Source organism: Bacillus cereus group sp. MYBK5-2 (assembly GCF_051915685.1).
GTDB lineage: Bacteria > Bacillota > Bacilli > Bacillales > Bacillaceae_G > Bacillus_A > Bacillus_A cereus.
Genome location: NZ_JBQAFE010000004.1, coordinates 104,795 through 130,079, shown reverse-complemented (window position 1 = coordinate 130,079; position 25,285 = coordinate 104,795). Strand labels below are relative to the sequence as shown.

Here is a 25,285-nt window from a genome sequence, read left to right as displayed (position 1 = left end):
GGTTTGAACTGAGGGGTTATTCCCTCAGTTTCATACATATGAAATTTCAAACATGGGGGTTATCACATTGACGACAGGTGAAAAAATTACTGTAACTAATGGTGTTATGAATGTACCAAACAATCCGATTATTCCATTTATCGAGGGAGATGGAATTGGTCCTGATATTTGGGCAGCTGCATCTCGCGTACTAGAAGCAGCAGTTGAAAAAGCTTATGATGGTGAGAAGAAAATCGTTTGGAAAGAAGTGCTTGCAGGGGAAAAAGCATTCAACCAAACAGGCGAGTGGTTACCAGAAGAAACTTTAAACTTAATTCGTGAATATTTAATCGCGATTAAAGGTCCACTTACAACTCCAGTTGGCGGTGGTATTCGTTCTCTAAACGTAGCACTTCGTCAAGAATTAGATTTATATGTATGTCTACGTCCAGTTCGTTATTTTGAAGGTGTTCCTTCACCTGTAAAACGTCCGGAAGATACTGATATGGTTATTTTCCGTGAAAATACAGAAGACATTTATGCTGGAATTGAATATGCGCAAGGATCTCCAGAAGCAGAAAAAGTTCTTGCTTTCTTAAAAGAAGCAATGGGTGTTAATAAAATCCGCTTCCCAGAAACATCTGGTATTGGTATTAAGCCAATTTCAGAAGAAGGGACAAAGCGTCTTGTTCGTGCTGCAATTCAATATGCAATTAACGAAAAACGCTCTTCTGTTACATTAGTTCATAAAGGAAACATTATGAAATTTACAGAAGGTGCTTTCAAAAACTGGGGTTACGAAGTAGCGGAACAAGAATTCGGCGACAAAGTATTTACTTGGGCTGAATACGATCGTATCGTTGAAAAAGATGGTAAAGATGCAGCGAATAAAGCGATGGCAGACGCTGAAGTGGCTGGAAAAATCATCGTAAAAGATTCTATTGCAGACATCTTCTTACAACAAATTTTAACTCGTCCACGTGAGTTCGATGTTGTTGCAACAATGAACTTAAATGGTGACTATATCTCTGATGCACTTGCTGCACAAGTAGGTGGAATTGGTATTGCACCTGGTGCAAACATTAACTATGTGACTGGACATGCTATCTTTGAAGCTACACACGGTACAGCTCCAAAATATGCAGGTTTAGATAAAGTAAACCCATCTTCTGTTCTTCTTTCAGGTGTATTATTATTAGAACACTTAGGATGGAACGAAGCTGCGAAATTAGTAACTGCTTCTGTTGAGAAAACAATTGCTTCAAAAGTAGTAACTTATGATTTCGCACGCTTAATGGAAGGTGCAACAGAAGTGAAATGTTCTGAGTTCGCTAATGAACTTATTAAAAACATGGATGTAGCGATAATCAAAAACGCATAATTAAAGCGGGGGGTAAATTATGACAATCAAACGCAAGAAGGTTTCAGTCATCGGTGCAGGATTTACAGGAGCAACAACGGCATTCTTATTAGCACAAAAAGAACTTGCAGATGTTGTATTAGTGGACATTCCACAACTGGAAAATCCAACAAAAGGGAAAGCGTTAGATATGTTAGAAGCGAGCCCAGTACAAGGTTTTGATGCTAACATTATTGGAACATCTGATTACGCAGATACTGCTGATTCTGACGTTGTCGTTATTACAGCAGGTATTGCACGTAAGCCTGGTATGAGCCGTGATGACTTAGTAGCAACAAACTCTAAAATTATGAAAAGTATTACGCGCGACATTGCAAAACATTCACCAAATGCAATTATTGTTGTGTTAACAAATCCAGTTGATGCAATGACATATTCTGTATTTAAAGAAGCAGGATTCCCGAAAGAGCGTGTAATCGGCCAATCGGGTGTATTAGATACAGCTCGTTTCCGTACATTCATCGCACAAGAATTAAATCTTTCTGTAAAAGACATTACAGGATTTGTTCTTGGCGGACACGGTGACGACATGGTACCTCTTGTGCGTTATTCTTATGCAGGCGGTATTCCGTTAGAAACGTTAATTCCGAAAGAGCGTTTAGAAGCAATCGTAGAACGTACACGTAAAGGTGGCGGTGAGATTGTAGGCTTATTAGGAAACGGTAGTGCATATTACGCACCAGCAGCTTCTTTAGTTGAAATGACAGAAGCAATCTTAAAAGATCAACGCCGTATATTACCAGCTATTGCGTACCTTGAAGGTGAGTATGGTTATAGTGACCTTTACTTAGGGGTACCAGTAATTCTAGGTGGTAACGGAATTGAAAAAATTATTGAATTAGAACTTCTTGCAGATGAAAAAGAAGCATTAGATCGCTCTGTAGAATCTGTACGTAATGTAATGAAAGTTCTTGTTTAATAATTGAATAGTAGTGAAAAAGATTCGGGATTCCGAATCTTTTTCTAATATTTACCGAATTGTTTTTTTGAAATAATATGAAAACGCTATCATTTGTAATGTCCTATAATGAAACTGTAGATTTATACTATACATTGCCCTCATCATAGTAAATTTCGGATAAGGTATCGCTTTTAGTAGGATAATAAGGTGAAAAAATCGAAGGGGGTTGTAACATGTTAAAGAAAAAAGTTCAAATTGGTCGTAAAATGGATGAAATTACAGTAGGAGAGAAATTATCTATCACTGAAAAAATTGAGGATAAAGATTTGTTATTGTACTTAGGGTTAACGAATGATGCCAATCCATTATATATTCAGCATGATTACGCATCCCAAACTCCGTATGAAAAGCCGATTGTACCAAGCATTATGCTAACGGGAATGATTACAACGGCGGTTACGAAATATTTACCGGGTCCAGGAAGTCATATTACGAGAAAGGACCTTACATTCGTGAAACATGTTCACCATTATGAAACGTTACAAATCCACTTTGAAGTTGTGGCTGTTTCTGAGGAGGAACATACAATTGATATGCTTGTATCTGCTCATGATGAAAAAGGAGAAACTGTTGTGAAAGGTTCATTAACAGTAACGCCACCTTTTAAATCAGTTTCTATTATGGAAAAAGCATTAGATAATTTTTAAAAAGATGAAAATATGAATAGCGCTAGCATACCTTTAATAAGGATGCTAGCGCTATTTTTAGTTGAAGAACCCTTCTTTGAACCCTTCAGCAAATTCTGAGCACCCCGTTTTAATCGTATCCCAGCTCGGAGCGTTAAAAGCAAGGATACATGTGACTGCTAAAGATAGAATGGATAGTATTAGTCGCATAATAGACCTCCTTATATTATTAATTTATATATTAAGATTAATAATATAATTATCGGTAATTGAAGTCAATTAAAGGAGTGGTTTTTTAGGTGAGGTGGAAAAGAGAAGACGTGATCTTTGAAACGGTAAGAGAAGCTGAAGTGTGGGCAGACGGGGTTGCGAATGAAATGTACGGGAGAGTATTTGATGGATATGAAACACCAGATTATAAAATAGCGTATGCTCTTTCGTTTTTCCTAGCACAAAATCAAGATTTTATAGTTCATACGGAAGTGAGCTTTAAAGAAGAGAGAGCAATCTATAAAGTTTGGCAAAATCCTGTGTAGTTGCAGGTGAATCGTAATTACTTCTATTTTCTCAATTCTAAACAAACGATCTCCATGAATAGACAATTATATTGAGAGGGACCTTGTTTTCTAGTATGATGAGAATAACGGGGAAAATACTAGGATGAAGAAGGTTTCAAGTCTATAACTTGGAGGAAAAGAATGAACAATCGTATTTTAGTAGTTGATGATGAGGAATTTATCTTAACTTTAATCGAATTTAATTTACAACAAGCTGGGTTTGAAGTTATAACAGCGATGGATGGAGAAATGGCGCTTCAAAAAGCGACAACAGAACGCCCAGATTTAATTATATTAGATTTAATGCTTCCGAAAATGGATGGTATGGAAGTGTGTAAAGAATTACGATTGCAGCGCGTTATGACGCCGATTTTAATGTTAACGGCAAAAGATGATGAGTTTGATAAGGTGCTAGGCCTTGAACTTGGGGCGGATGATTATATGACAAAGCCATTTAGTCCAAGAGAAGTTGTTGCTCGTGTGAAGGCGATTTTGCGTCGTACGAAATTACAACAAGAAGAACAAGTTGCAGAAGCGCCAGATGAAGATAGCATCACAATTGCAGAACTTAAAATTTTACCGGAATTTTATGAGGCTTATTTCCAAGGAAGAAAGCTTGAATTAACACCAAAAGAATTTGAACTACTTGTGTATCTTGCGAAAAATAAAAGTCGCGTGTTGACACGTGATCAATTACTAAGTGCTGTATGGAATTACGATTTTGCTGGTGATACACGAATTGTTGATGTTCATATTAGCCATTTGCGCGATAAAATTGAACAAAATACGAAAAAACCGACGTACATTAAAACGATACGTGGTTTAGGATATAAATTAGAGGAGCCAAAAGGGAATGAATAAATTTCGTTCCAGGCTTCTTTTTACATTTGTTTCTCTTATTGTATTTATTTTAGTTGGACTAGGTTTATTACTAGAAACTGTGTTTGAAAACTACTATATAGATCATGCTAAAGAGAGAATGGTAAAAGAGACAGAGTATGTTGCGACGTTAGCAGAAGAGCAAGGTTTTGATAATGTCTTAAAAAAACCATACATATTTGAAAAGTTAGAAGAAAAAATACCAGCTTCTATCGTATTTTTGGATGAAAAAAAGAAAGTTCAATATAGAAAAGGACAAGAATTGGCATTTAGTCCAGAGACGATTAAAGAACTTTCTTCGGAAGTGGCAAAACAACGAAGTAAAGTGATTACGAAAGAAACGGATCGAAAGAATGAATTTTATCATGCGGTGTTCGTTCAAGATGTAGAAGGAAAACAAGGATACATTTTGGTGAAAAGTATAATTGATCCTTTAAGAGACGTACATCAAAAAACGTGGGGATTATTAATTATCGGATTTGTCATTGCTTGTCTCGTAGTTGTATTTTTAGGTATGAAAATTACAGGGCAATATATTAGGCCAATTGAATCGGTTACGAAAGTTGCAATTGAATTGGCAAAGGGCAATTATAAAGCACGTGCATACGAAAGTCATTCGGATGAAACTGGAATGCTGAGTAAAGCGATTAATATTTTAGCTCGAAATTTACAAGAGATGACACTTGAACAAGAAATGCAGCAAGATCGTCTGCATACGTTAATTGAAAATATGGGAAGCGGAATGATTTTAATTGATAGCCGAGGATATATAAACCTTGTAAACCGCTCTTATAAGGAAACTTTCCACGTAACAGATGAAGAATATTTAGATCGCTTATATTATGAATCGTTTCATCATACAGAAATTATTGAGCTTGTAGAAGAAATCTTTATGACAGAAGTGAAAGTGCGTAAACAAATGTTATTGCCACTTGGAATTGAACGGAAGCATTTCGAAGTATATGGAGCGCCGATTATCGGGACAAACCATGAATGGAAAGGGATTGTTCTCGTATTCCATGACATAACAGAGTTAAAGAAATTAGAACAAATGAGAAAAGACTTTTTAGCGAATGTTTCTCATGAATTAAAGACACCGATTACTTCTATTAAAGGTTTTTCAGAAACACTCTTAGACGGAGCGATGGATAATAAAAAATTCTGCGAACATTTCTTGCACATTATTTTAAAAGAAAGTGAGCGCATGCAAGGATTAATTGAAGATTTATTAGATTTGTCGAAGATCGAACAACAAGGATTTAAATTAAATATGGGAACCGTTGATATGAAGGGGCTGCTTGAAGATATTCATATGGTACTTGATAATAAAGCAGGAGAAAAAGAAATCTCTTTACAAGTTAATGTATTAAAACGTGCCTCTGTTATTGGAGATCCAAGTCGTTTGAAACAAATCTTTATTAATTTAATTAATAACGCAATCGTATATACACCGGCTGGAGGCGTTGTTTCAGTAGAGTTAGCGGAAGATAAATATAATGCTTATATAAAAGTATCGGATACTGGAATTGGTATTAGTAAAGAGGAAATTCCGCGTATTTTTGAACGTTTCTACCGGGTGGATAAAGCAAGAAGTAGAAATACTGGTGGTACCGGCCTTGGATTGTCGATCGTAAAGCATTTAGTTGAGGCGCATCAAGGTACGATTACAGTAGATAGTGAAGTTGGAGAAGGGACAACGTTTACAGTTGTTTTACCGAAATCAGCAACTGAAAAATAGGATGAAGGATGTTTACAATATATTAACAATGGCTTAATTAAATATTAATAAAGCTCTGTTAATATAATACATGAAAACCCCTTCATCCAAGGAGTAATTTTGGACGAGAATAGTTAAGCTGTTCTCGTCACTTCCCTTTATGCCAATATAAGTCTGTTTTATATATGAAAGAAAATAGCCGTTATTTTTCTTCTCTCTATTAGTCATGTTAATATAGAGAGAGGAAAGGAACGGTTTTTTTCTGTGAAAAAAATCATTTCAAATTTGTATGGGGAGGTTTCAATTTTGGAAAAAAAGGTCGTATTAGTAGATGGTAATAATATCGCGTATCGTGCTTTCTTTGCACTACCGCTTTTAAATAACGACAAAGGTATACATACGAACGCAATTTACGGTTTTACAATGATGTTAATGAGAATATTAGAGGAAGAAAAGCCAACTCATATGTTAGTGGCGTTTGATGCAGGCAAAACAACGTTCCGTCATAAAACGTATAGTGAGTATAAAGGAGGACGTCAAAAGACTCCACCTGAATTATCAGAGCAGTTCCCGTTTATTCGTGAGATGCTGGATGCGTTCAATGTACCGCGTTATGAATTAGAAAATTATGAAGCGGATGACATCATGGGAACGTTAGCGAAAGAAGCGAGTGAGCAAGGGGCGAGTGTAAAAGTTATTTCAGGAGATAAAGATTTACTTCAACTTGTTTCTGATAACACGCTTGTATGTATTCCGCGAAAAGGGATTACAGAAGTGGATGAATATACGAAAGAAGCTTTATTTGAAAAATACAGCTTATCACCAAAGCAAATTATCGATATGAAAGGTTTAATGGGAGACCAATCAGATAATATTCCGGGTGTACCAGGAGTTGGTGAAAAAACGGCGATTAAATTGTTAACACAGTTTGGAACGGTTGAAGAAGTGTATGAAAATCTAGATCAAGTAAGTGGGAAGAAATTAAAAGAAAAACTGGAAGAAAATAAAGAACAAGCTCTTATGAGTAAGGATCTTGCAACTATTATTACAGATGCGCCGATTACAGTTCATGTGGATGATATGGCGTATAAAGGATATGAAGCAAGTGATGTCATTCCAATGTTCGAGAGTTTAGGATTTACATCTCTTTTAAATAAATTAGGCGTTACGCCAGAAGAAACAGCTCCAGCTGAATTAGATGATATTACATTTGATATTGTGGAAGAAGTTACAGAAGAAATGCTTCAGCAAGATAGTGCGCTTATCGTTGAAGTACAAGAAGATAACTATCATAAAGCAGACATTCAAGGTTTCGGTATTCAAAATGAAAATGGATGTTACTTTATTCAGACAGACATTGCTCTTAAGTCAGATGCTTTTAAAGAGTGGCTTGCAGATGGAGAGATGAGAAAGCATACATTTGATGCGAAGCGTGCAATCGTTGCACTGAAATGGAATGGGATAGATATGCAAGGGATTGACTTTGATCTATTAATCGCTGCTTATTTACTTGACCCGGCTGATACAGATAAAGATTTCCGTACTGTAGCGAAAATGAAAGAAACGCATGCTGTGAAATCAGATGAAGAAGTTTACGGAAAAGGTGCGAAACGTGCTGTTCCAGAGTTAAAGGTAGTCGCGGAGCATGTGGCTCGTAAAGTGCATGTATTATATGATGTAAAGCAAACATTCGTTGAAGAGTTAAAGAAGAATGAGCAATATGAACTGTTTACAGAGTTAGAATTGCCGCTTGCACGTGTATTAGCTGATATGGAAGTAAAGGGTGTAAAAGTTGATACAGAGCGTCTTCGTAATATGGGAGAAGAACTTGCGGGTAGATTAAAGGAAATGGAACAGGAAATCTATAAGCTTGCGGGAACAGAGTTTAATATTAATTCACCGAAGCAGCTTGGTGTTATTCTGTTTGAGAACTTAAACTTACCGGTTATTAAAAAGACGAAAACAGGTTATTCTACGTCAGCTGATGTACTAGATAAGCTTATGAATCACCATGAAATTATTCCAAATATTTTACATTATCGTCAATTAGGGAAACTAAATTCAACTTACATTGAAGGTTTACTGAAAGTTGTACATGAAGATTCATCTAAAATTCATACTCGCTTTAATCAAGTGTTAACGCAAACAGGTCGATTAAGTTCAACGGATCCGAACTTGCAAAATATCCCGATTCGATTAGAAGAAGGAAGAAAGATTCGTCAGGCATTTGTTCCATCAGAAGAAGGATGGATTATGTATGCGGCTGATTATTCACAAATCGAACTGCGTGTATTAGCTCATATTGCAAATGATAAAGGGCTAGTTGAAGCGTTCCAACATGACATGGATATTCATACGAAAACAGCTATGGATGTATTTGGCGTTGAAAAAGATGAAGTAACTTCAAATATGAGACGACAAGCGAAAGCTGTTAACTTCGGAATTGTGTATGGTATTAGTGATTATGGTCTTTCACAAAACTTAGGAATTACAAGAAAAGCAGCAGCGGAATTTATTGAAAAGTATTTAGAAAGTTTCCCTGGTGTACAAGAATACATGGAGGACATCGTAAAAGATGCGAAACAAAAAGGATATGTAGCTACATTATTAAATCGTCGCCGTTATATTCCAGAAATTACGAGTCGTAATTTTAACTTGCGTAGCTTCGCTGAGCGTACAGCGATGAATACACCAATTCAAGGTACTGCAGCAGATATTATTAAAAAAGCGATGATTATTATGGCAGATCGTTTAGAAGAAGAAGGATTACAAGCGCGTCTTCTTCTGCAAGTACACGATGAATTAATATTTGAAGCACCAAAAGAAGAAATCGAAAAATTAGAGCAGCTTGTACCTGAAGTAATGGAACATGCGATTGAACTTGCAGTTCCGCTGAAAGTTGATTATTCTTACGGTCCAACTTGGTACGACGCAAAATAAGGAAGTGATGAAATGCCTGAATTACCAGAGGTTGAAAACGTCAGACGGACACTTGAAAATCTTGTAACAGGAAAAACGATTGAAGATGTTATTGTTACTTATCCAAAAATAGTGAAACGACCGGATGATGCAGAAATCTTTAAAGAAATGCTAAAAGGCGAGAAGATTGAAAATATAAAGCGAAGAGGAAAGTTTTTGCTTTTATATGTAACGAATTATGTCATTGTTTCACATTTGCGTATGGAAGGTAAGTTTTTATTACATCAAGAGGATGAGCCGATTGATAAACATACGCACGTCCGTTTCTTATTTACAGATGGAACGGAATTACATTATAAAGATGTGAGAAAGTTTGGTACGATGCATCTCTTTAAGAAAGGTGAAGAAATGAACCAAATGCCTCTTGCTGACTTAGGTCCGGAGCCATTTGATGCTGAAATGACACCGCAGTATTTACAAGAAAGATTACAAAAGACAAATCGTAAAATAAAAGTTGTGCTACTGGACCAGCGTCTTTTAGTAGGGCTTGGAAATATATATGTAGATGAAGTTTTATTCCGTTCTCAAATCCATCCAGAACGAGAAGCTTCGTCTTTAACAGTAGAAGAAATTGAGCGAATTTATGAGGCTACCGTTACAACGCTAGGCGAAGCAGTAAAGCGTGGCGGAAGTACAATTCGGACGTATATCAACTCACAAGGGCAAATTGGTTCGTTCCAAGAACTCCTAAATGTATATGGGAAAAAAGGAGAGCCGTGCGTAACTTGTGGCACGATATTAGAAAAAACAGTTGTTGGCGGGCGAGGAACGCATTACTGCCCAATTTGTCAGCCTAGAATATAGAAAAGAGATAACATCGGATAGGCATTTGTCATATACATACAGCAGAGCTATGTATAAGGGAGGAGCTTACTGATGTACCTTTATTTATCTCTTATTTTATTAGCTTTTACATTAAGCTTAGATAGCTGTAGTGTAGGGCTAACATATGGTTTAAGAAGCGTAAGAATTCCACTAAGATCAATTATAATTATCGGAATGTGTTCAGCGGCTGTTATGCTTGTTTCAATGGGAATTGGACATATGATCGCGAAAGTATTTTCACCTGTTATCGCAACGCGTATCGGTGGGCTTGTTCTTATTGGAATAGGGATTTGGGTATTATATCAATTTTTTCGAAGTGAGAGAAAAGAAGAACCGAAGCAAGAGGAGAAGGTCTGGAAATTAGAGATTGCCTCGCTAGGCCTAGTGATTCAAATTTTACGGAAACCGACTGTTGCAGATTTTGATAAATCAGGCACCATTTCTGCAGGAGAAGCATTACTTCTTGGTATAGCTCTTTCTGTAGATTCATTTGGTGCCGGAATTGGTGCATCTTTATTAGGGTATGCACCCGCTATGATGGCGATATTAGTTGCAGTTATGAGTTCTTTGTTTTTATTTATTGGAATGAAACTTGGAACGGTTTTATCAAATATGAAGTGGTTACAAAAATTTACATTCCTGCCTGGAGTATTACTCATCATTATTGGAATTTGGAAAATGTAAGTATGGGCGTGGAACATTAGTTTCGCGCCTTTTATTATGAGGAGGATTATTATGACAGTAGTAATTGGATTAACGGGAGGCATTGCAAGCGGAAAAAGTACAGTGTCTCAAATGTTTCGTGAACTGAGCATACCAGTTATTGATGCAGATATTATCGCAAGAGAAGTTGTAGAGCGAGGAAAACCAGCATATAACAAAATAGTAGAAGTATTTGGAACAGAAGTGTTACAAGAGGATGGAGAACTAGATCGTCCAAAACTAGGAAGTGTCGTTTTCTATAATGAAGAAAAACGATTGCAGTTAAATAAAATTGTTCATCCTGCAGTGCGTGAGGAAATGAATAGGCAAAAGGAAATGTACATAAAAGAAGGTATGCAAGCGGTTGTGTTAGATATTCCTCTCTTATTTGAAAGCAAATTAACAAGTCTCGTTGACCGCATTTTAGTTGTAGCGGTTAAGCCGCATACGCAATTAGAACGTTTAATGAAACGAAATAACTTTTTAGAAGAAGAAGCAACAGCTCGTATTCAATCTCAAATGCCGTTAGAAGAAAAAGTGAAAAATGCAGATGAAGTGATAAATAATGATGGCACAATTATGGGAACGAAAACACAATTGCAGGTAATTTTAAAAAAGTGGAACATTATTGACTAAAAAATTGTGAAATTAATGAAAATGCTTAGTGACATATCCCCTTTTTGTGTTATACTATTATTGGGATTGGAGATAAATAGTATAACGCATTCAAGGGGGATAACATATTATGACTCGTGTGGCAATTAATGGATTTGGACGTATTGGGAGAATGGTATTTCGTCAAGCAATAAAAGAAAGCGCATTCGAAATTGTAGCAATCAATGCAAGCTATCCATCTGAAACGTTAGCACACTTAATTAAATATGATACAGTTCATGGCAAGTTTGACGGAACAGTAGAAGCATTTGAAGATCACTTATTAGTTGATGGAAAAATGATTCGCCTTTTAAACAACCGCGATCCAAAGGAATTGCCTTGGACAGATTTAGGTGTTGAAGTTGTAATTGAAGCAACTGGTAAATTTAATTCGAAAGAAAAAGCAATTCTTCACGTTGAAGCTGGAGCGAAAAAAGTTATTTTAACAGCGCCTGGTAAAAATGAAGATGTAACAATTGTAGTTGGTGTGAACGAAGACCAATTAGATATTACAAAACATACTGTTATTTCAAATGCATCTTGTACAACAAATTGTTTAGCGCCTGTTGTGAAGGTGTTAGATGAGCAGTTTGGAATTGAAAACGGTTTAATGACGACAGTTCACGCTTATACAAATGACCAAAAAAATATTGATAACCCACATAAAGATTTAAGAAGAGCACGTGCTTGCGGACAATCAATCATTCCGACAACGACAGGTGCTGCGAAAGCGCTAGCAAAAGTTCTTCCACATTTAAACGGAAAACTTCATGGTATGGCACTTCGTGTACCAACACCAAACGTGTCTCTTGTTGATTTAGTAGTAGATGTAAAACGCGATGTGACAGTTGAAGCTATTAACGATGCATTCAAAACTGTTGCAAACGGTGCGTTAAAAGGTATTGTAGAATTCAGCGAAGAGCCTTTAGTATCTATCGACTTTAATACAAATACACACTCAGCTATTATCGATGGTTTATCTACAATGGTAATGGGTGATCGTAAAGTGAAAGTACTTGCTTGGTATGATAACGAGTGGGGTTACTCTCGTCGTGTTGTAGATCTTGTAACGTTAGTTGTTGAAGAGTTAGCGAAACAAGAAAATGTGCAACACATTTAAGTGAATAAGGGAGGAGAGGGCAAGGCGATATTTGCCCTCTTTTTTTAATTTTTTCTGAAAAGGAAAAAAATTATATAAGTATATTTTAAAAAGTGGACATACCACGAAACGTTGTGATTACTGCATTTGTGAATCGTTTATTTTTTTTAGGGAAAAGTAAAGAGGAAAATATGACAGAAAATCGAAAAAACTGTTGTTGCAAAATGAAAATAAACAAAGTATACTAACACTCGTAAACTTAAGAGCTGAGGTACGTAGTCACTACTTAAAGGGTTAGGACCTCTCTGGACTAACTTTCCCCCGTGGTAGTGGAGCAAGCCAAATTGCAAATTAGTTTTCAATTCGAACAGTTAGAATAAATTTACAAGGGGGAACTGTAGAATGGATACTATGGATACGATGGGTCGTCACGTGATCGCTGAACTTTGGGATTGCGATTTCGACAAGCTTAATGACATGCCGTATATTGAACAATTATTTGTGGATGCAGCACTAAGAGCTGGTGCTGAAGTGCGTGAGGTTGCTTTCCATAAATTTGCACCACAAGGTGTAAGTGGAGTAGTAATTATCTCAGAATCACATTTAACAATTCATAGCTTTCCGGAGCACGGTTACGCAAGTATTGATGTTTATACTTGTGGGGATCGTATTGATCCAAATGTTGCTGCAGAATATATTGCAGAAGGTTTAAACGCGAAAACGCGTGAGAGCATCGAGCTTCCTCGAGGCACTGGTAGCTTCGAAATTAAGCAGAGAGAAACAAAAGCTCTTTAAAAAAGAACATAATTGATTTAAAATGTAAAGAGGTGTATAATGCACCTCTTTTTTAGTTTATAAAAAAGGGAAAATATAACGTACTCGTTAGTTGAATAAATTGGATTCTTGCAAATGAGGTAGTGCCCTATATACCATCTTATTTTTAAGGATGAGATGATAAAGTGATGCGCTGGAACTTAAAGTGGTAAGAGAGTTAGAATGAGTTATATAATATTGTATATATATTTTAGGTGAAGTGAGTAGAGAAAAATAAAGAGTATAGTGTAAAGGAGTGAATGAATTGCGTTGTCCATCCTGTTCTCATAATGGTACAAGAGTGTTAGATTCGCGTCCGGTAGACGAGGGGCGCTCTATTCGAAGAAGGAGAGAGTGTGAAAGCTGCTTAAGTCGCTTTACGACCTTTGAAAGGGTAGAAGAGTCACCTCTTATCGTTGTAAAAAAAGAAGGCACACGAGAAGAGTTTAATAAAGAAAAGATTTTACGCGGTTTAATTAAAGCGTGTGAAAAAAGACCAGTATCTTTAAGACAATTAGAAGAAGTAACACAAAGCGTGGAACGTGAACTGCGTAATTTAGGTATATCAGAAGTGAAAAGTGATATGATTGGTGAAATTGTTATGGAAGAACTTCGCGATATTGATGATGTTGCTTACGTACGTTTTGCTTCTGTATATCGTCAATTTAAAGATTTAAATGTATTTATTGAAGAATTAAAAGATATACTGCAAAAAGAAAGAGAGTAGAAGTTGTATTTTATTCTCTTTACATACCGTAAGTAATAGGATAAGAGAGCTAGAAGCGCAAGCTAATAGCTCTTTTTCACTAAGAATTTATATAATGAAGATAGAACGAATGAAGTAGAGGATAGATTGGATGAGAGAAAGGAAAAGCAAGAATGGAAAAACAGTCATGGATGGAGCTATTGCCGATTGATCGTTATAAAGTAAGTGCGAAAGGACTACTGCACAATTACGACCGAAAAGTGTTAACGATGTTGTATCAGCCGTTAATAGGTAGTAGAGCTTTTAGCTTATACATGACACTATGGGGAGAGCTTGAGCAAGATCGTGTATTTGGAAAAGAGAATACGCATCATTCCCTTATGGTGACTATGCAAATGCAACTTCCTGAAGTATATGAGGAACGAGTAAAGTTAGAGGCAATTGGGCTTTTGAAGGTATATATTAAGAAAGAAAAAGATATTCGAATGTTCATATATGAGTTGCAACCACCTTTATCTCCGAAGCAGTTTTTTGATGATATTGTTTTAAGTATCTTTTTATACAATCGATTGAGCAGGACAAAATATAATCAAGTAAAGCAATATTTCTTAGAAGAAGAATTTGATTTTGCTTCTTATGAAAATGTTACGCGTTCTTTCAATGATGTGTTTGGTTCGTTTAATCCAGGACAACTTGAGCATGCGCAAGAAGACCTTCGTATTCCAAAAACGACAACTATGCCAAGTAACGAGAAGGGAGACGCTCCGAAAGTTTGGAATGATTTCTTTGATTTCTCTTTATTTGTAGATGGATTGTCCGCTCTTGTTCCTAAAAAGGCGATTACAGATCAAGTGAGAGACTGCGTTATAACACTTGCTTACGTGTATGGTGTAGATGTGTTATCGATGCAAAATATCGTTCTTGGTGCAGTGACAGAGATGCAAACAATTGATATGGAAAGGCTTAGAAAAGGAGCGCGCGATTGGTATCAATTTGAAAATGGTCAAGCATTACCGGTATTAAGTGAAAGAGTACAGCCTCATGCTGCACGTACGATGAAAGAGAAAGAGCCTTCATCGCAAGAGGAGATGCTAATAAAGCAGCTAGAGGAAATCTCACCAAAACAACTATTGAAAGAGATTTCTGGTGGTGCAGAGGCAACGAAAGCGGACTTGCAAATCGTTGAAGATGTCATGATTAATCAAAAATTGACACCAGGAGTTGTGAATGTACTTATTTATTACGTTATGCTACGCTCAGATATGAAACTTGCGAAAACGTATGTCGAGAAGATTGCTGGGCATTGGGCACGTAAAAAGGTCGGTACAGTAGCGGACGCGATGGCGTTAGCGAAAGAAGAGAACCGTCAATATCAAGAGTGGGCTGAGACGAAGAAAAAAGGCCGTACGGCGAAGAAAACGGTGCGGAAAGAAATGGTGCCAGATTGGCTTAAGGAAGAAGAGCCGAAAGAACAAGAGAAAGAAACAGTGAAGAAAGATGTAAGTGTAGAAAAAGATGCAAGTACGCTAGAAGATGAACGAAAACGACTAGAAGAAGTGTTAAAAAAATATAAGCGTGATTAATAGAAGAGAATGAACGCTCTTTGAGGTGAGAAAATGGAGCATATTCAAAATTCATTTGCAAAATTAATGGAAAATGAAAACTTTAAAAATAGATATGAAGTATTAAAGGCAGAAGTAATGGCGCATCCGCGTGTGAAAGAATTTATAGATGAACATAAGGGTGAAGTAACGACTTCTATGATTGAGCGCAGTCTTGTGAAGTTATATGAATATATTGGACAAAGTGTAGGTTGCGTGGATTGTCCGGATTTAGGCTCATGTAAAAATATGCTACAAGGGTACGAGCCAAAGCTTGTTATTCAAGGGAAGATGATTGATATTCAATACGATCGCTGCGTTAGAAAAGTAGCGCATGACGAGAGAAAGAAATATGAAAAACTTGTTCAAAGTGTATATATGCCAACGGATATTTTACAGGCAACTATGGAAAACTTAGATCCTTCTGATTTAAATGCACGTATCGATGCGATTGGTGCAGCGAATGAATTTTTAAGTACATATGAACCAGGTAAAAAAGCACAAGGTTTATATTTGTACGGTAAATTTGGTGTAGGAAAAACGTATTTGTTAGGAGCAATAGCGAACGAGCTTGCTCGAAAGAAAATAAGTTCGATGCTCGTATACTTCCCGGAATTTTTACGTGAAATTAAAAGTTCAATTCAAGATAATTCGATTGGTGAGAAGATTGATGCGGTTAAACGCGTACAAGTTTTAATGTTAGATGATATCGGGGCAGAAGCGATGTCAAGCTTTGTCCGTGACGATGTACTCGGTGCAATCTTACAATTCCGTATGTTAGAAAACTTACCGACGTTCTTTACGTCTAATTTTGATTTTAAACAACTGGAACACCATTTAACGTATACGCAGCGTGGCGAGGCTGAAGAAATGAAGGCAGCACGTATTATGGAACGAATTAAATATTTAGCGAAACCAATTCCGATTGGTGGGAAAAACCGTCGTCATAAGTAAAAGAGCAAGCTGAGAAGCTTGCTCTTTTGTATTATAGTGATATTTTCTTTTCAAATATGAGGTCGAAATATTCAGGTTGTCCAGAACTGCCAAACGTAGGGGCAACAATCTGTACGAACCTCCAGCCATCTCTAGCATGTTCTTGAATAATTTCTTGGTAGTCTTCAGCTGGTTTTGAGCGAGTGAACCCCCAATGTAATTCGACTTTTACGAATTTATATTCAAACATTCAGATACCCCCTTTTATTGATAAGTAAAGTATACAATAAAAATTCATAGTAGCTTGTATCATTTTTTTCTCCCTCCCTTAATATATATAAAATTAGCAAGCCATATTGAGTGGATTTTCTAACGATAGGAAATGTGATTCTACTAAGAGTGAAATTCACGCGGGACGGACTCTTATAGGATTTGTAACGTATAGATACAGTCCTTTAGAGCGGGGATAAAAGGGGGGACAAAAGTGATTGAAATTTGCTTCGAAGAAAAAAATGATGCTATGCACGTATATAGACAATTGCTGAAAAGAGCGGAAGTGTTATATAAGGAAACGAGTGTGTATTTACAGGAACAAAAAGTGGTGATTCACATACCAGTACGTGAATCGAATTATATTGAAAAAATCTTATTGCCAGTAATGGTGTATTTCATTGTGAATGTGAAACAAAATGAGTGGATTTATACGATTTTAAAAGAAAAGTTTTTTTATGAAGAACAAGAAGAGTGTCATCAAATATTGCACATGGCACATGAGATTTTAAAGGGAAGAAGAAAAGGTGTAGCTCAGGATTTAACGCGTAACGCATTTGAGTCATATATTAAGTCTTCTTTAAATAATTGGCTTTGTGATCCGCTCTCATTCTCGTTTTCATCATATATCCGTTTTCGTCTTCGTACATATAGGGAAATGGTGGCTAAACTTGCGGAAGTGGCAATTGATGAATATAAGATGGAGCAAGAATACCAAATGTTCATTGAGACGCTTCGGCAACAAGTAAGTAGCCGTAAATCACGTTTGTCTTGCATGCATCTTATTTTTGATGAAAGCTTTATCTTTTATGATGATAAAGGTAGACGTTTAAAACAGGAGAAGTTGGTCCAATATATAGATGAGGAATTATTAAAGCAAAATGATGTATATATTGATACGAAAGTAATTGCGCCGCTTCTTTCTATTTCGCCCAAAAAGATTTATTTATATACGAAAGAACAAGACCATAATATGATAATTACTTTGCGAAATGTGTTCCAAGAACGGGTCCAATTACATGGATTACATGATTTTGAGCGCAATGTGAAAAATTTAAAAAATAAAGGTAACGCCCTTGATTTTCTAAGTTTTTGAGCATATAATTACCTACATAAATGAAATATATTGAAATGTCATGATGAGGACATGAGTAGTTTTCTACGATTTTCAGAGAGGGAAGCCTTAGGGTGTGAGCTTCCTAGTACGGGATTATTACTTACCACCTCTAAACTTTAGCAGTGAACGTTTTTTCTAGTAATTGCTAACGGACAACACCGTTATGTTGAACTTGAGCAATTAACAATTATGTTAATTGGAACAAGGGTGGAACCACGAATTCAACACTCGTCCCTTTTTACGGGATGAGTGTTTTTTATTTTGAGAAAAAGAGGAGTGACCAGTGATGGCAGATGTAGTTAAAATTACTTTCCCTGATGGAGCTGTGAAGGAGTTTCCAAAAGGCGTAACAACTGAAGAAATCGCAGCTTCTATTAGCCCAGGCTTAAAGAAAAAAGCTGTAGCTGGAAAATTAAACGATGAGATGATCGATCTTGTTACACCAATCGAAGAAGATGGTGCAGTTTCTATCATTACATTAGATTCTGAAGATGGCCTATATATTTTACGCCATTCAACAGCCCACCTTTTAGCACAAGCGTTAAAACGTTTATATAAAGATGTTAAGGTTGAGCTCGGCATTGGTCCAGTAATTGAAAATGGCTTCTACTACGATATTGATATGGAAGAAGCAATTACAGTTGAAGACTTCAAGAAAATCGAAAAAGAAATGCAAAAAATCGTGAACGAGAACTTAGAAATCGTTCGTCATGAAGTACCACGTGCAGAAGCAATTCGTCGCTTTGAAGAAATCGGCGATGAGTTGAAATTAGATTTAATTAACGATCTTCCAGAAGATGCAGTTATTTCAATCTATGAGCAAGGCGAATTCTTCGACCTTTGTCGTGGTATTCACCTTCCATCTACAGGGAAAATTAAAGTGTTTAAATTATTAAGCGTTGCAGGTGCTTACTGGCGCGGCGATAGCAATAATAAAATGCTACAACGTATTTACGGTACTGCATTCGTTAAGAAAGCGGAATTAGATGAGCACTTACGTATGCTTGAAGAAGCGAAAGAGCGCGATCACCGTAAATTAGGTAAAGAATTAAAACTATTTACTAATAGCCAAAAAGTAGGACAAGGTTTACCACTTTGGTTACCAAAGGGTGCAACAATTCGTCGTATTATCGAGCGTTATATCGTTGATAAAGAAGCAAGCTTAGGCTATGATCACGTATATACTCCAGTACTAGGAAGCAGAGAGCTTTATGAAACTTCTGGTCACTGGAACCACTACCGTGATGGCATGTTCCCATCAATGGAAATGGATAACGAAGAATTAGTTCTTCGTCCAATGAACTGTCCTCATCATATGATGGTTTATAAAAATGATATTCACAGCTACCGTGAATTACCAATCCGTATTGCGGAACTTGGAACAATGCACCGTTATGAAATGTCAGGTGCGTTATCTGGATTACAACGTGTACGCGGAATGACTTTAAACGATGCGCATATTTTCGTTCGTCCAGATCAAATTAAAGAAGAGTTAAAACGTGTTGTAAACTTAACTCTAGAAGTGTATAAAGATTTCGGTTTAGAGAACTACTCATTCCGTCTATCTTACCGCGACCCAGCAGATACTAAAAAGTATTATGCGGATGATGAGATGTGGGAAAAAGCACAAGGTATGTTAAAAGAAGCTATGGATGAAATGGGTCTTGATTACTATGAAGCTGAAGGTGAAGCGGCATTCTACGGTCCAAAACTTGACGTTCAAGTTCGTACTGCTCTTGGAAAAGACGAAACACTTTCAACTGTACAATTAGACTTCTTGCTTCCAGAACGCTTTGAATTATCATACGTTGGTGAAGACGGTAAACAACATCGTCCAGTTGTAATTCACCGTGGTGTTGTATCAACTATGGAACGTTTTGTAGCCTTCTTAATTGAAGAATACAAAGGTGCATTCCCAACATGGTTAGCTCCAGTTCAAGTACAAGTAATTCCAGTTTCTCCGCAAGTACATTTAGACTATGCGAAGAAAGTACAAGACGAATTGCGTCGTGCTGGTATCCGTGTTGAATTAGACACTCGTGAAGAGAAAATCGGTTACAAAATCCGCGAAGCACAAATGCAAAAAATTCCGTACATGCTTGTAGTAGGTGACAATGAAGTAACTGAAAACGGCGTAAACGTACGTAAATATGGTGAACAAAAATCAGAAACAATCGCATTAGATGCTTTTGTTGACATGATTAAAGTAGAAGGAAAACGATAAGAAAAAGCCGCGGTATACCGCGGCTTTTTTATGTAATATACTTGAGAAAAATTAGAAAAAATAACCATGTAACACTTATCATAAAAAAGTATTGCAAGTATGTTAGTTGTTTGTTACAATATTTCTTGTTGTTAGTAAAACACATCGCGTCTTCTTGACAGACGTCATGTCCTATGATAAACTCATCAAGGATAATAGAATATTGTTTTGTGGAACAAGTAGAAGCACCCGCTTCTCACCTGATGGACGCATTCGCAGTTAACAGGTAAATGTATTTCTTACTTAAGATTTTACAAGTGTGGGTGTCGTATGCCCGCACTTTTTTTGTTCGGGTTCTATGACTACAAAATATGTTCTGAGAAAACCTTGGAGGTGGCTTACTATTAGCAAGGATATGATGATTAACGAGCAAATTCGTGCACGTGAAGTACGTTTAGTTGGCGCAAATGGCGATCAACTTGGAATCAAGTCTCGTAATGACGCTTTAGACTTAGCTGCAAATCTTAATCTTGATTTAGTATTAGTTGCTCCAAATGCGAAACCGCCAGTATGCCGCATTATGGACTACGGTAAATTCCGCTTTGAGCAACAGAAGAAAGAAAAAGAGCAGCGCAAAAATCAAAAAGTAATTAGCATGAAAGAAGTTCGTTTAAGTCCAACAATTGATGAACACGACTTTAACACAAAACTTCGTAATGCTATCAAGTTTTTAGAGAAAGGCGACAAGGTTAAAGCGTCAATTCGCTTTAAAGGACGTGCCATTACTCATAAAGAAATCGGTCAACGTGTTTTAGATCGCTTCTCAGAAGCTTGTGCTGAAGTTAGTACAGTTGAATCTAAGCCTAAAATGGAAGGACGCAGTATGTTCTTAGTTTTAGCACCGAAAAACGATAAGTAATAGATAGAGGAGGAAATACCTATGCCTAAACAAAAAACTCATCGCGGCGCTGCAAAGCGTTTCAAAAAGACTGGATCAGGTAAACTGAAACGTTCTCACGCTTACACAAGCCATTTATTCGCTAACAAATCTACAAAAGCTAAACGTAAACTACGTAAAGCTGGTGTAGTAAGCGCTGGTGACTTCAAACGCATTCGTCAAATGCTTGACAACTTAAAATAAGTTCGGCTGATATATAGAACAATTAGGAGGTAATATTATGCCAAGAGTAAAAGGTGGTACAGTTACTCGTCAACGTCGTAAAAAAGTAATTAAATTAGCAAAAGGTTACTACGGTTCAAAAAATACATTATTCAAGGTTGCTAACCAACAGGTTATGAAATCTCTAATGTATGCATTCCGTGACCGCCGTCAAAAGAAACGTGACTTCCGTAAATTATGGATTACACGTATCAACGCAGCAGCTCGTATGAATGGTCTTTCTTACAGCCGCTTAATGCACGGTCTTAAAAATGCTGGCATCGAAGTTAACCGCAAGATGCTTGCTGACTTAGCTGTTCATGACGAAAAAGCTTTCGCTGAATTAGCAACAGTTGCAAAAAACAACATTAACTAATTAATTAGTTGAAACCTTAGAAGAATTTTCTTCTAAGGTTTTTTTATTTGTATTCAAATAGAAGTTAGAAGTGAAAGAAATTCTAAAGATTAACGGCTATGTTGTTATCAATATGACAAAATCAATATAAAAGTTATAGCAGTATAGAAGAATATACATATGAAGTCAGGAGAATACTCCTGGCTTTTTTCAATTCTGCCCGTTTGGAAAGAAGAGTATCTTTCCTAGCTGAAACGACACTGCTATAATGGAAAGATGATATGGAACTTTCATCAGATGAACAATTTAAGAGCGATGACTGAAACGTATTTGTAAATTAAGGACAAGCTATTTTATAAAGAGTTAGATAGCTGACTTATTCATAAGAACTGAAACATAATAATGAACTTTGAGATGAAACAACATTGTTGCGTAAAATGCGATGTTGGAGGAGGACAATAGAATGGACTTACTACAACTATTTAAATTACAAAAAGAATTAGATGACCGTATTGCAAAAGAACATGACTTACAACCGAAAAAATTATTAAAAGAAAAAATGTTAGCTCTTCTTGTAGAAATTGGAGAACTTGCAAATGAAACACGTTGTTTTAAATATTGGAGCAACAAACCAGCATCAGAACGTGAAGTAATATTAGAAGAATACGTAGATGGTTTGCATTTTATTTTATCAATCGGAATTGATTTAGGTATTGATAAAAACTTCCTATTCTATAAATGTGCACAGACGAATAAAACACAAGTGGAAATTTTCTTAGACACATATGCGAAAGTAATTCGTTTTACAGATCAACCATCTATTACAAACTATATTGAATTATTTACGAGCTATCTTCGACTTGGACAAGCACTTGAATTTGAACAAGAAGAGATTGAAAAAGCATATTTAGATAAAAATGAAGTAAATCATCAGCGTCAAACACAAGGATACTAATTTAATTTTTGAATATTTCAATTTAATTATTGTATAATGAATTGACTGAAGAAAAAGGAGGGTGTTGGCAATGACAAAATTAGACGCGACATTGACAATGCTAAAAGAATTAACAGATGCACGTGGTATTGCTGGTAACGAGCGTGAACCACGTGAAGTAATGAAGAAATATATCGAGCCGTTTGCGGACGAACTTTCTACTGATAATTTAGGGAGTTTAGTTGCGAAAAAAGTAGGGGAAGAAAACGGCCCGAAAATTATGGTTGCAGGTCATTTAGATGAAGTTGGATTTATGATTACACAAATCGATGACAAAGGTTTCCTTCGCTTCCAAACGGTTGGTGGCTGGTGGTCACAAGTTATGCTTGCGCAACGCGTGACGATTGTAACGCGTAAAGGAGATGTAACAGGTGTAATTGGTTCAAAACCACCGCACATTTTACCTCCAGAAGCTCGTAAAAAGCCAGTTGAAATTAAAGACATGTTCATCGATATCGGTGCTTCTAGCCAAGAAGAAGCGATGGAGTGGGGCGTACGACCAGGAGATCAAGTTGTACCTTACTTTGAATTCCAAGTGATGAAGAATGAAAAAATGTTACTTGCAAAAGCATGGGATAACCGAATCGGTTGTGCAATTGCAATTGACGTATTAAAACAATTAAAAGATGAAAAGCATCCAAACGTTGTATATGGCGTTGGAACTGTACAAGAAGAAGTTGGTCTTCGTGGCGCAAAAACATCTGCGAATTATATTAAACCAGATATCGCGTTCGCAGTAGATGTTGGTATCGCTGGAGATACACCGGGTGTAACGTCAAAAGAAGCACAAAGTAAAATGGGCGATGGACCACAAATCATTTTATATGATGCTTCTGTTATTGGACATACAGGTTTACGTGATTTCGTAGTTGATGTTGCTGATGAATTACAAATCCCGTATCAATATGATTCAGTAGCAGGCGGAGGAACGGATGCGGGTGCGATTCACATTGCTGTAAATGGTATTCCTTCTATGGCAATTACAATTGCAACGCGCTATATCCATTCTCATGCGGCAATGTTACATCGTGATGATTATGAAAATGCAGTGAAGTTAATTGTAGAAGTTATTAAACGTCTTGATAAAGAGGCTGTACATAACATTACATTTAATTAATAGAAAAAGCGAAGGAGCTTCTCCTTCGCTTTTTTATGTTTTAAAAAGGCCGTTCTAATCCCGCTGCAGTATGAGCACCTAAAATAATTAAACGAGTTAATTGCATCGCCATAAAATGTGGGGTATATATCATTCCTTTTTTTAACCATGACATAATCATTCCGATGTGAGCCCCTGTCACATAACTAATCAAAATATCACGAGGAACCATAAGATCTTCATCATCTGGTTGTGAAATAGACAAGCTTAATGTTAAATGCACTTGTATTGTTTTCATCATTTTATAAGAGTAGTTTCCGGCAGCTTTATCCCCAAGCATAACGTTATAAAAGTTTACATTTTCTGCGATATGTTCGAATAAAGCCAAAAATGTAGGATGAGGTGAATCAAATGTAAGTTGAAAATCTTCTTTATTTCTATTTTTCGGTTTAATTACTTCTGCTAGCTTCTCTAACATTTCTTCAATGCTTTTGTCTAATAGGTCATATTTATCATGGTAATGGCTATAAAATGTAGCGCGATTTACAGGAGCGCGTTCTGCGATATGTTGCACAGTTACATTTTCAAAGCCTTTTTCGCCTACTAAAGCGACAAAAGCATCCTGAATGAGTTGTCTCGTTCGCTTTACACGTGGATCATTTGTATTTTTAATAGACATTTTCCTTCTCCTCGTTTAATTTTCTATACTTAAACAACATATTGGTATTATATTGTTGTTTAAGCAACATTTCATACGTAAATTGTCGGTTGTAGATTCAAAATAATTATTTATAATTATAAACGATAGTCCTTCAGAAATCAGCACCGCTCGCAGGTAGAGAAGTTTCGATTTACGCTGCAGATGGTGTGATTTTTTTGTTAAAAGGTTAATATAATTAACAATTAAACAATCTAAACAATAAGGACATAAATGGTTTAGAAAAAAATTATATGCGATATAAGGAGAGGAATGCAATGAATCAGTTTCGAAGAATGGTAATTATCAACATTATCACATTAATTGTACTAGTTGGCGGCGGTATTGGCGGTTATTACTATTACAATCAAACGGAAAATTACTTAAAAACAGACAATGCAAAGATTGATGGAAAGGTAATTCCGGTTGCTTCACCAGTAGCAGGTAAACTAACTGACTGGAAAGCTGAAGTAGGAAAAAATTATAATGAGAACGATAAATTAGGTACTGTTACTGTAGCGGCAGCTAATGGAGAACAAACAGTAGATGTAACAATTCCGCAAAATGCAACAGTTGTACAATCAAACGCGACAACAAATGCTTTCGTTGGAGCAGGTAGCCCGATTGCTTATGCATTTGATATGAACAATTTATGGGTAACAGCAAACATTGAAGAAACAGATGTTGATGATGTTCAAAAAGGTCAAGATGTAGATGTGTATGTAGATGCATACCCAGATACAACGTTAACAGGAAAAGTAGAACAAGTTGGCTTAACAACAGCGAATACATTCTCTATGTTGCCATCAAGCAACGCAACAGCGAACTATACGAAAGTAACACAAGTAGTACCAGTTAAAATTTCTTTAGATCATAGCAAATCAGTAAATATTGTTCCTGGCATGAATGTGACAGTTCGTATTCATAAGTAAGGGGGAGATGA

26 protein-coding genes and 2 other annotated features are annotated in these 25,285 nt (G+C 36.4%); of the genes, 23 read left to right on the top strand and 3 right to left on the bottom strand.

Going from position 1 to position 25,285, the window contains the following annotated elements; translation table 11 throughout:
- The first annotated feature begins 67 nt into the window (after window positions 1-67).
- The 3 genes from icd to ACTFP3_RS16355 all read left to right on the top strand — a co-directional run bounded on the left by icd (window position 68) and on the right by ACTFP3_RS16355 (window position 3,007).
- Entirely contained in the window at window positions 68-1,360 is a 1,293-nt protein-coding gene (gene icd / locus ACTFP3_RS16365; protein ID WP_000206898.1) for an NADP-dependent isocitrate dehydrogenase, read from the top strand.
- Between the two features lie 19 nt (window positions 1,361-1,379).
- Window positions 1,380-2,318 carry a malate dehydrogenase gene (gene mdh / locus ACTFP3_RS16360; protein ID WP_000153230.1) on the top strand — a complete coding sequence of 313 codons (939 nt, stop codon included), beginning with the start codon at window positions 1,380-1,382 and terminating at the stop codon, window positions 2,316-2,318.
- A gap of 215 nt (window positions 2,319-2,533) precedes the next feature.
- Entirely contained in the window at window positions 2,534-3,007 is a 474-nt protein-coding gene (locus ACTFP3_RS16355; protein ID WP_000914180.1) for a MaoC family dehydratase, read from the top strand.
- Window positions 3,008-3,064: 57 nt separating this feature from the next.
- Here ACTFP3_RS16355 and ACTFP3_RS16350 read toward each other — a convergent pair whose 3' ends face one another.
- Window positions 3,065-3,196: a hypothetical protein gene (locus tag ACTFP3_RS16350; protein WP_001237022.1), complete on the bottom strand. Its 132-nt coding sequence runs from the start codon at window positions 3,194-3,196 to the stop codon at window positions 3,065-3,067.
- A gap of 89 nt (window positions 3,197-3,285) precedes the next feature.
- On the opposite strand from ACTFP3_RS16350, the gene ACTFP3_RS16345 reads away from it, so the two are divergent.
- The 12 genes from ACTFP3_RS16345 (at window position 3,286) to dnaI (ending at window position 16,472) form a co-directional block, all read left to right on the top strand.
- Window positions 3,286-3,522, top strand: coding sequence for a hypothetical protein (locus tag ACTFP3_RS16345; RefSeq protein WP_001267383.1), 237 nt, complete (start codon window positions 3,286-3,288; stop codon window positions 3,520-3,522).
- A gap of 162 nt (window positions 3,523-3,684) precedes the next feature.
- Window positions 3,685-4,404, top strand: coding sequence for a two-component system response regulator PhoP (gene phoP / locus ACTFP3_RS16340; RefSeq protein ID WP_001065220.1), 720 nt, complete (start codon window positions 3,685-3,687; stop codon window positions 4,402-4,404).
- Complete coding sequence (gene phoR / locus ACTFP3_RS16335; protein WP_074047987.1) at window positions 4,397-6,160, top strand: sensory box histidine kinase PhoR; 1,764 nt, start codon at window positions 4,397-4,399, stop codon at window positions 6,158-6,160. Before phoP ends, phoR begins: the two co-directional genes overlap by 8 nt.
- Window positions 6,161-6,445: 285 nt before the next feature.
- A complete protein-coding gene (gene polA, locus ACTFP3_RS16330) occupies window positions 6,446-9,079 on the top strand; it encodes a DNA polymerase I (RefSeq protein WP_000412825.1) in 2,634 nt (877 codons plus the stop codon).
- Between the two features lie 12 nt (window positions 9,080-9,091).
- Window positions 9,092-9,922 carry a DNA-formamidopyrimidine glycosylase gene (mutM, locus tag ACTFP3_RS16325; protein ID WP_001114478.1) on the top strand — a complete coding sequence of 277 codons (831 nt, stop codon included), beginning with the start codon at window positions 9,092-9,094 and terminating at the stop codon, window positions 9,920-9,922.
- A gap of 72 nt (window positions 9,923-9,994) precedes the next feature.
- Window positions 9,995-10,627, top strand: coding sequence for a sporulation membrane protein YtaF (ytaF, locus tag ACTFP3_RS16320; protein ID WP_000281747.1), 633 nt, complete (start codon window positions 9,995-9,997; stop codon window positions 10,625-10,627).
- Between the two features lie 51 nt (window positions 10,628-10,678).
- Entirely contained in the window at window positions 10,679-11,281 is a 603-nt protein-coding gene (gene coaE / locus ACTFP3_RS16315) for a dephospho-CoA kinase (protein ID WP_000219314.1), read from the top strand.
- A 109-nt stretch (window positions 11,282-11,390) separates the two neighbouring features.
- Entirely contained in the window at window positions 11,391-12,419 is a 1,029-nt protein-coding gene (locus ACTFP3_RS16310; protein ID WP_000198974.1) for a glyceraldehyde-3-phosphate dehydrogenase, read from the top strand.
- A 390-nt stretch (window positions 12,420-12,809) separates the two neighbouring features.
- Window positions 12,810-13,193 carry an adenosylmethionine decarboxylase gene (speD, locus tag ACTFP3_RS16305; protein WP_002003660.1) on the top strand — a complete coding sequence of 128 codons (384 nt, stop codon included), beginning with the start codon at window positions 12,810-12,812 and terminating at the stop codon, window positions 13,191-13,193.
- Window positions 13,194-13,476: 283 nt separating this feature from the next.
- On the top strand, window positions 13,477-13,938 hold the full coding sequence (nrdR, locus tag ACTFP3_RS16300; protein WP_001203687.1) for a transcriptional regulator NrdR: 462 nt from the start codon (window positions 13,477-13,479) through the stop codon (window positions 13,936-13,938).
- 152 nt (window positions 13,939-14,090) lie between these two features.
- Window positions 14,091-15,500, top strand: coding sequence for a replication initiation and membrane attachment family protein (locus tag ACTFP3_RS16295; RefSeq protein WP_000415049.1), 1,410 nt, complete (start codon window positions 14,091-14,093; stop codon window positions 15,498-15,500).
- A 33-nt stretch (window positions 15,501-15,533) separates the two neighbouring features.
- The gene (gene dnaI, locus ACTFP3_RS16290) at window positions 15,534-16,472 is read left to right on the top strand and encodes a primosomal protein DnaI (RefSeq protein WP_000400104.1); all 939 of its coding nucleotides are present in this window, start codon (window positions 15,534-15,536) and stop codon (window positions 16,470-16,472) included.
- Between the two features lie 31 nt (window positions 16,473-16,503).
- Here dnaI and ACTFP3_RS16285 read toward each other — a convergent pair whose 3' ends face one another.
- On the bottom strand, window positions 16,504-16,701 hold the full coding sequence (locus tag ACTFP3_RS16285; RefSeq protein ID WP_000464456.1) for a DUF4177 domain-containing protein: 198 nt from the start codon (window positions 16,699-16,701) through the stop codon (window positions 16,504-16,506).
- 234 nt (window positions 16,702-16,935) lie between these two features.
- On the opposite strand from ACTFP3_RS16285, the gene ytxC reads away from it, so the two are divergent.
- From ytxC to ACTFP3_RS16250, 7 genes are all read left to right on the top strand, one after another.
- Entirely contained in the window at window positions 16,936-17,817 is an 882-nt protein-coding gene (ytxC, locus tag ACTFP3_RS16280) for a putative sporulation protein YtxC (protein WP_000569628.1), read from the top strand.
- Between the two features lie 31 nt (window positions 17,818-17,848).
- Window positions 17,849-18,077, top strand: a binding site (T-box leader).
- Between the two features lie 47 nt (window positions 18,078-18,124).
- Entirely contained in the window at window positions 18,125-20,062 is a 1,938-nt protein-coding gene (gene thrS, locus ACTFP3_RS16275) for a threonine--tRNA ligase (protein WP_088363270.1), read from the top strand.
- A gap of 210 nt (window positions 20,063-20,272) precedes the next feature.
- Window positions 20,273-20,393 (top strand) — a sequence feature (ribosomal protein L20 leader region).
- Between the two features lie 63 nt (window positions 20,394-20,456).
- Complete coding sequence (infC, locus tag ACTFP3_RS16270; protein ID WP_000973215.1) at window positions 20,457-20,960, top strand: translation initiation factor IF-3; 504 nt, start codon at window positions 20,457-20,459, stop codon at window positions 20,958-20,960.
- A 21-nt stretch (window positions 20,961-20,981) separates the two neighbouring features.
- A complete protein-coding gene (gene rpmI, locus ACTFP3_RS16265; RefSeq protein WP_001125945.1) occupies window positions 20,982-21,182 on the top strand; it encodes a 50S ribosomal protein L35 in 201 nt (66 codons plus the stop codon).
- 37 nt (window positions 21,183-21,219) lie between these two features.
- The gene (gene rplT, locus ACTFP3_RS16260) at window positions 21,220-21,576 is read left to right on the top strand and encodes a 50S ribosomal protein L20 (RefSeq protein WP_001138362.1); all 357 of its coding nucleotides are present in this window, start codon (window positions 21,220-21,222) and stop codon (window positions 21,574-21,576) included.
- 442 nt (window positions 21,577-22,018) lie between these two features.
- Window positions 22,019-22,510, top strand: a complete 492-nt coding sequence (locus ACTFP3_RS16255; protein WP_000365050.1) for a dUTP diphosphatase — start codon at window positions 22,019-22,021, stop codon at window positions 22,508-22,510.
- Between the two features lie 70 nt (window positions 22,511-22,580).
- Window positions 22,581-23,666, top strand: a complete 1,086-nt coding sequence (locus ACTFP3_RS16250; protein ID WP_000163555.1) for a M42 family metallopeptidase — start codon at window positions 22,581-22,583, stop codon at window positions 23,664-23,666.
- 40 nt (window positions 23,667-23,706) lie between these two features.
- Here the strand turns inward: ACTFP3_RS16250 and ACTFP3_RS16245 are convergent, their stop codons facing one another.
- The gene (locus ACTFP3_RS16245; protein WP_000023660.1) at window positions 23,707-24,324 is read right to left on the bottom strand and encodes a TetR/AcrR family transcriptional regulator; all 618 of its coding nucleotides are present in this window, start codon (window positions 24,322-24,324) and stop codon (window positions 23,707-23,709) included.
- Window positions 24,325-24,620: 296 nt separating this feature from the next.
- Between ACTFP3_RS16245 and ACTFP3_RS16240 the strand changes: the two genes are divergently transcribed.
- Window positions 24,621-25,274 (top strand): HlyD family secretion protein, encoded by a 654-nt coding sequence (locus ACTFP3_RS16240; protein WP_001071419.1) that lies wholly within the window; start codon window positions 24,621-24,623, stop codon window positions 25,272-25,274.
- Window positions 25,275-25,285: the final 11 nt, after the last annotated feature.

Bases quoted from the DNA above. Each gene is read 5' to 3' on its own strand.
- ytaF (WP_000281747.1), top strand. From the start codon at position 9,995: ATGTACCTTTATTTATCTCTTATTTTATTAGCTTTTACATTAAGCTTA.
- ACTFP3_RS16355 (WP_000914180.1), top strand. From the start codon at position 2,534: ATGTTAAAGAAAAAAGTTCAAATTGGTCGTAAAATGGATGAAATTACA.
- ACTFP3_RS16310 (WP_000198974.1), top strand. From the start codon at position 11,391: ATGACTCGTGTGGCAATTAATGGATTTGGACGTATTGGGAGAATGGTA.
- ACTFP3_RS16350 (WP_001237022.1), bottom strand. From the start codon at position 3,196: ATGCGACTAATACTATCCATTCTATCTTTAGCAGTCACATGTATCCTT.
- dnaI (WP_000400104.1), top strand. From the start codon at position 15,534: ATGGAGCATATTCAAAATTCATTTGCAAAATTAATGGAAAATGAAAAC.
- phoP (WP_001065220.1), top strand. From the start codon at position 3,685: ATGAACAATCGTATTTTAGTAGTTGATGATGAGGAATTTATCTTAACT.
- thrS (WP_088363270.1), top strand. From the start codon at position 18,125: ATGGCAGATGTAGTTAAAATTACTTTCCCTGATGGAGCTGTGAAGGAG.
- rpmI (WP_001125945.1), top strand. From the start codon at position 20,982: ATGCCTAAACAAAAAACTCATCGCGGCGCTGCAAAGCGTTTCAAAAAG.
- coaE (WP_000219314.1), top strand. From the start codon at position 10,679: ATGACAGTAGTAATTGGATTAACGGGAGGCATTGCAAGCGGAAAAAGT.
- ACTFP3_RS16240 (WP_001071419.1), top strand. From the start codon at position 24,621: ATGAATCAGTTTCGAAGAATGGTAATTATCAACATTATCACATTAATT.
- ACTFP3_RS16245 (WP_000023660.1), bottom strand. From the start codon at position 24,324: ATGTCTATTAAAAATACAAATGATCCACGTGTAAAGCGAACGAGACAA.
- mdh (WP_000153230.1), top strand. From the start codon at position 1,380: ATGACAATCAAACGCAAGAAGGTTTCAGTCATCGGTGCAGGATTTACA.
- ACTFP3_RS16255 (WP_000365050.1), top strand. From the start codon at position 22,019: ATGGACTTACTACAACTATTTAAATTACAAAAAGAATTAGATGACCGT.
- speD (WP_002003660.1), top strand. From the start codon at position 12,810: ATGGATACGATGGGTCGTCACGTGATCGCTGAACTTTGGGATTGCGAT.
- ACTFP3_RS16295 (WP_000415049.1), top strand. From the start codon at position 14,091: ATGGAAAAACAGTCATGGATGGAGCTATTGCCGATTGATCGTTATAAA.
- phoR (WP_074047987.1), top strand. From the start codon at position 4,397: ATGAATAAATTTCGTTCCAGGCTTCTTTTTACATTTGTTTCTCTTATT.
- ACTFP3_RS16250 (WP_000163555.1), top strand. From the start codon at position 22,581: ATGACAAAATTAGACGCGACATTGACAATGCTAAAAGAATTAACAGAT.
- infC (WP_000973215.1), top strand. From the start codon at position 20,457: ATGATGATTAACGAGCAAATTCGTGCACGTGAAGTACGTTTAGTTGGC.
- mutM (WP_001114478.1), top strand. From the start codon at position 9,092: ATGCCTGAATTACCAGAGGTTGAAAACGTCAGACGGACACTTGAAAAT.
- ACTFP3_RS16285 (WP_000464456.1), bottom strand. From the start codon at position 16,701: ATGTTTGAATATAAATTCGTAAAAGTCGAATTACATTGGGGGTTCACT.
- rplT (WP_001138362.1), top strand. From the start codon at position 21,220: ATGCCAAGAGTAAAAGGTGGTACAGTTACTCGTCAACGTCGTAAAAAA.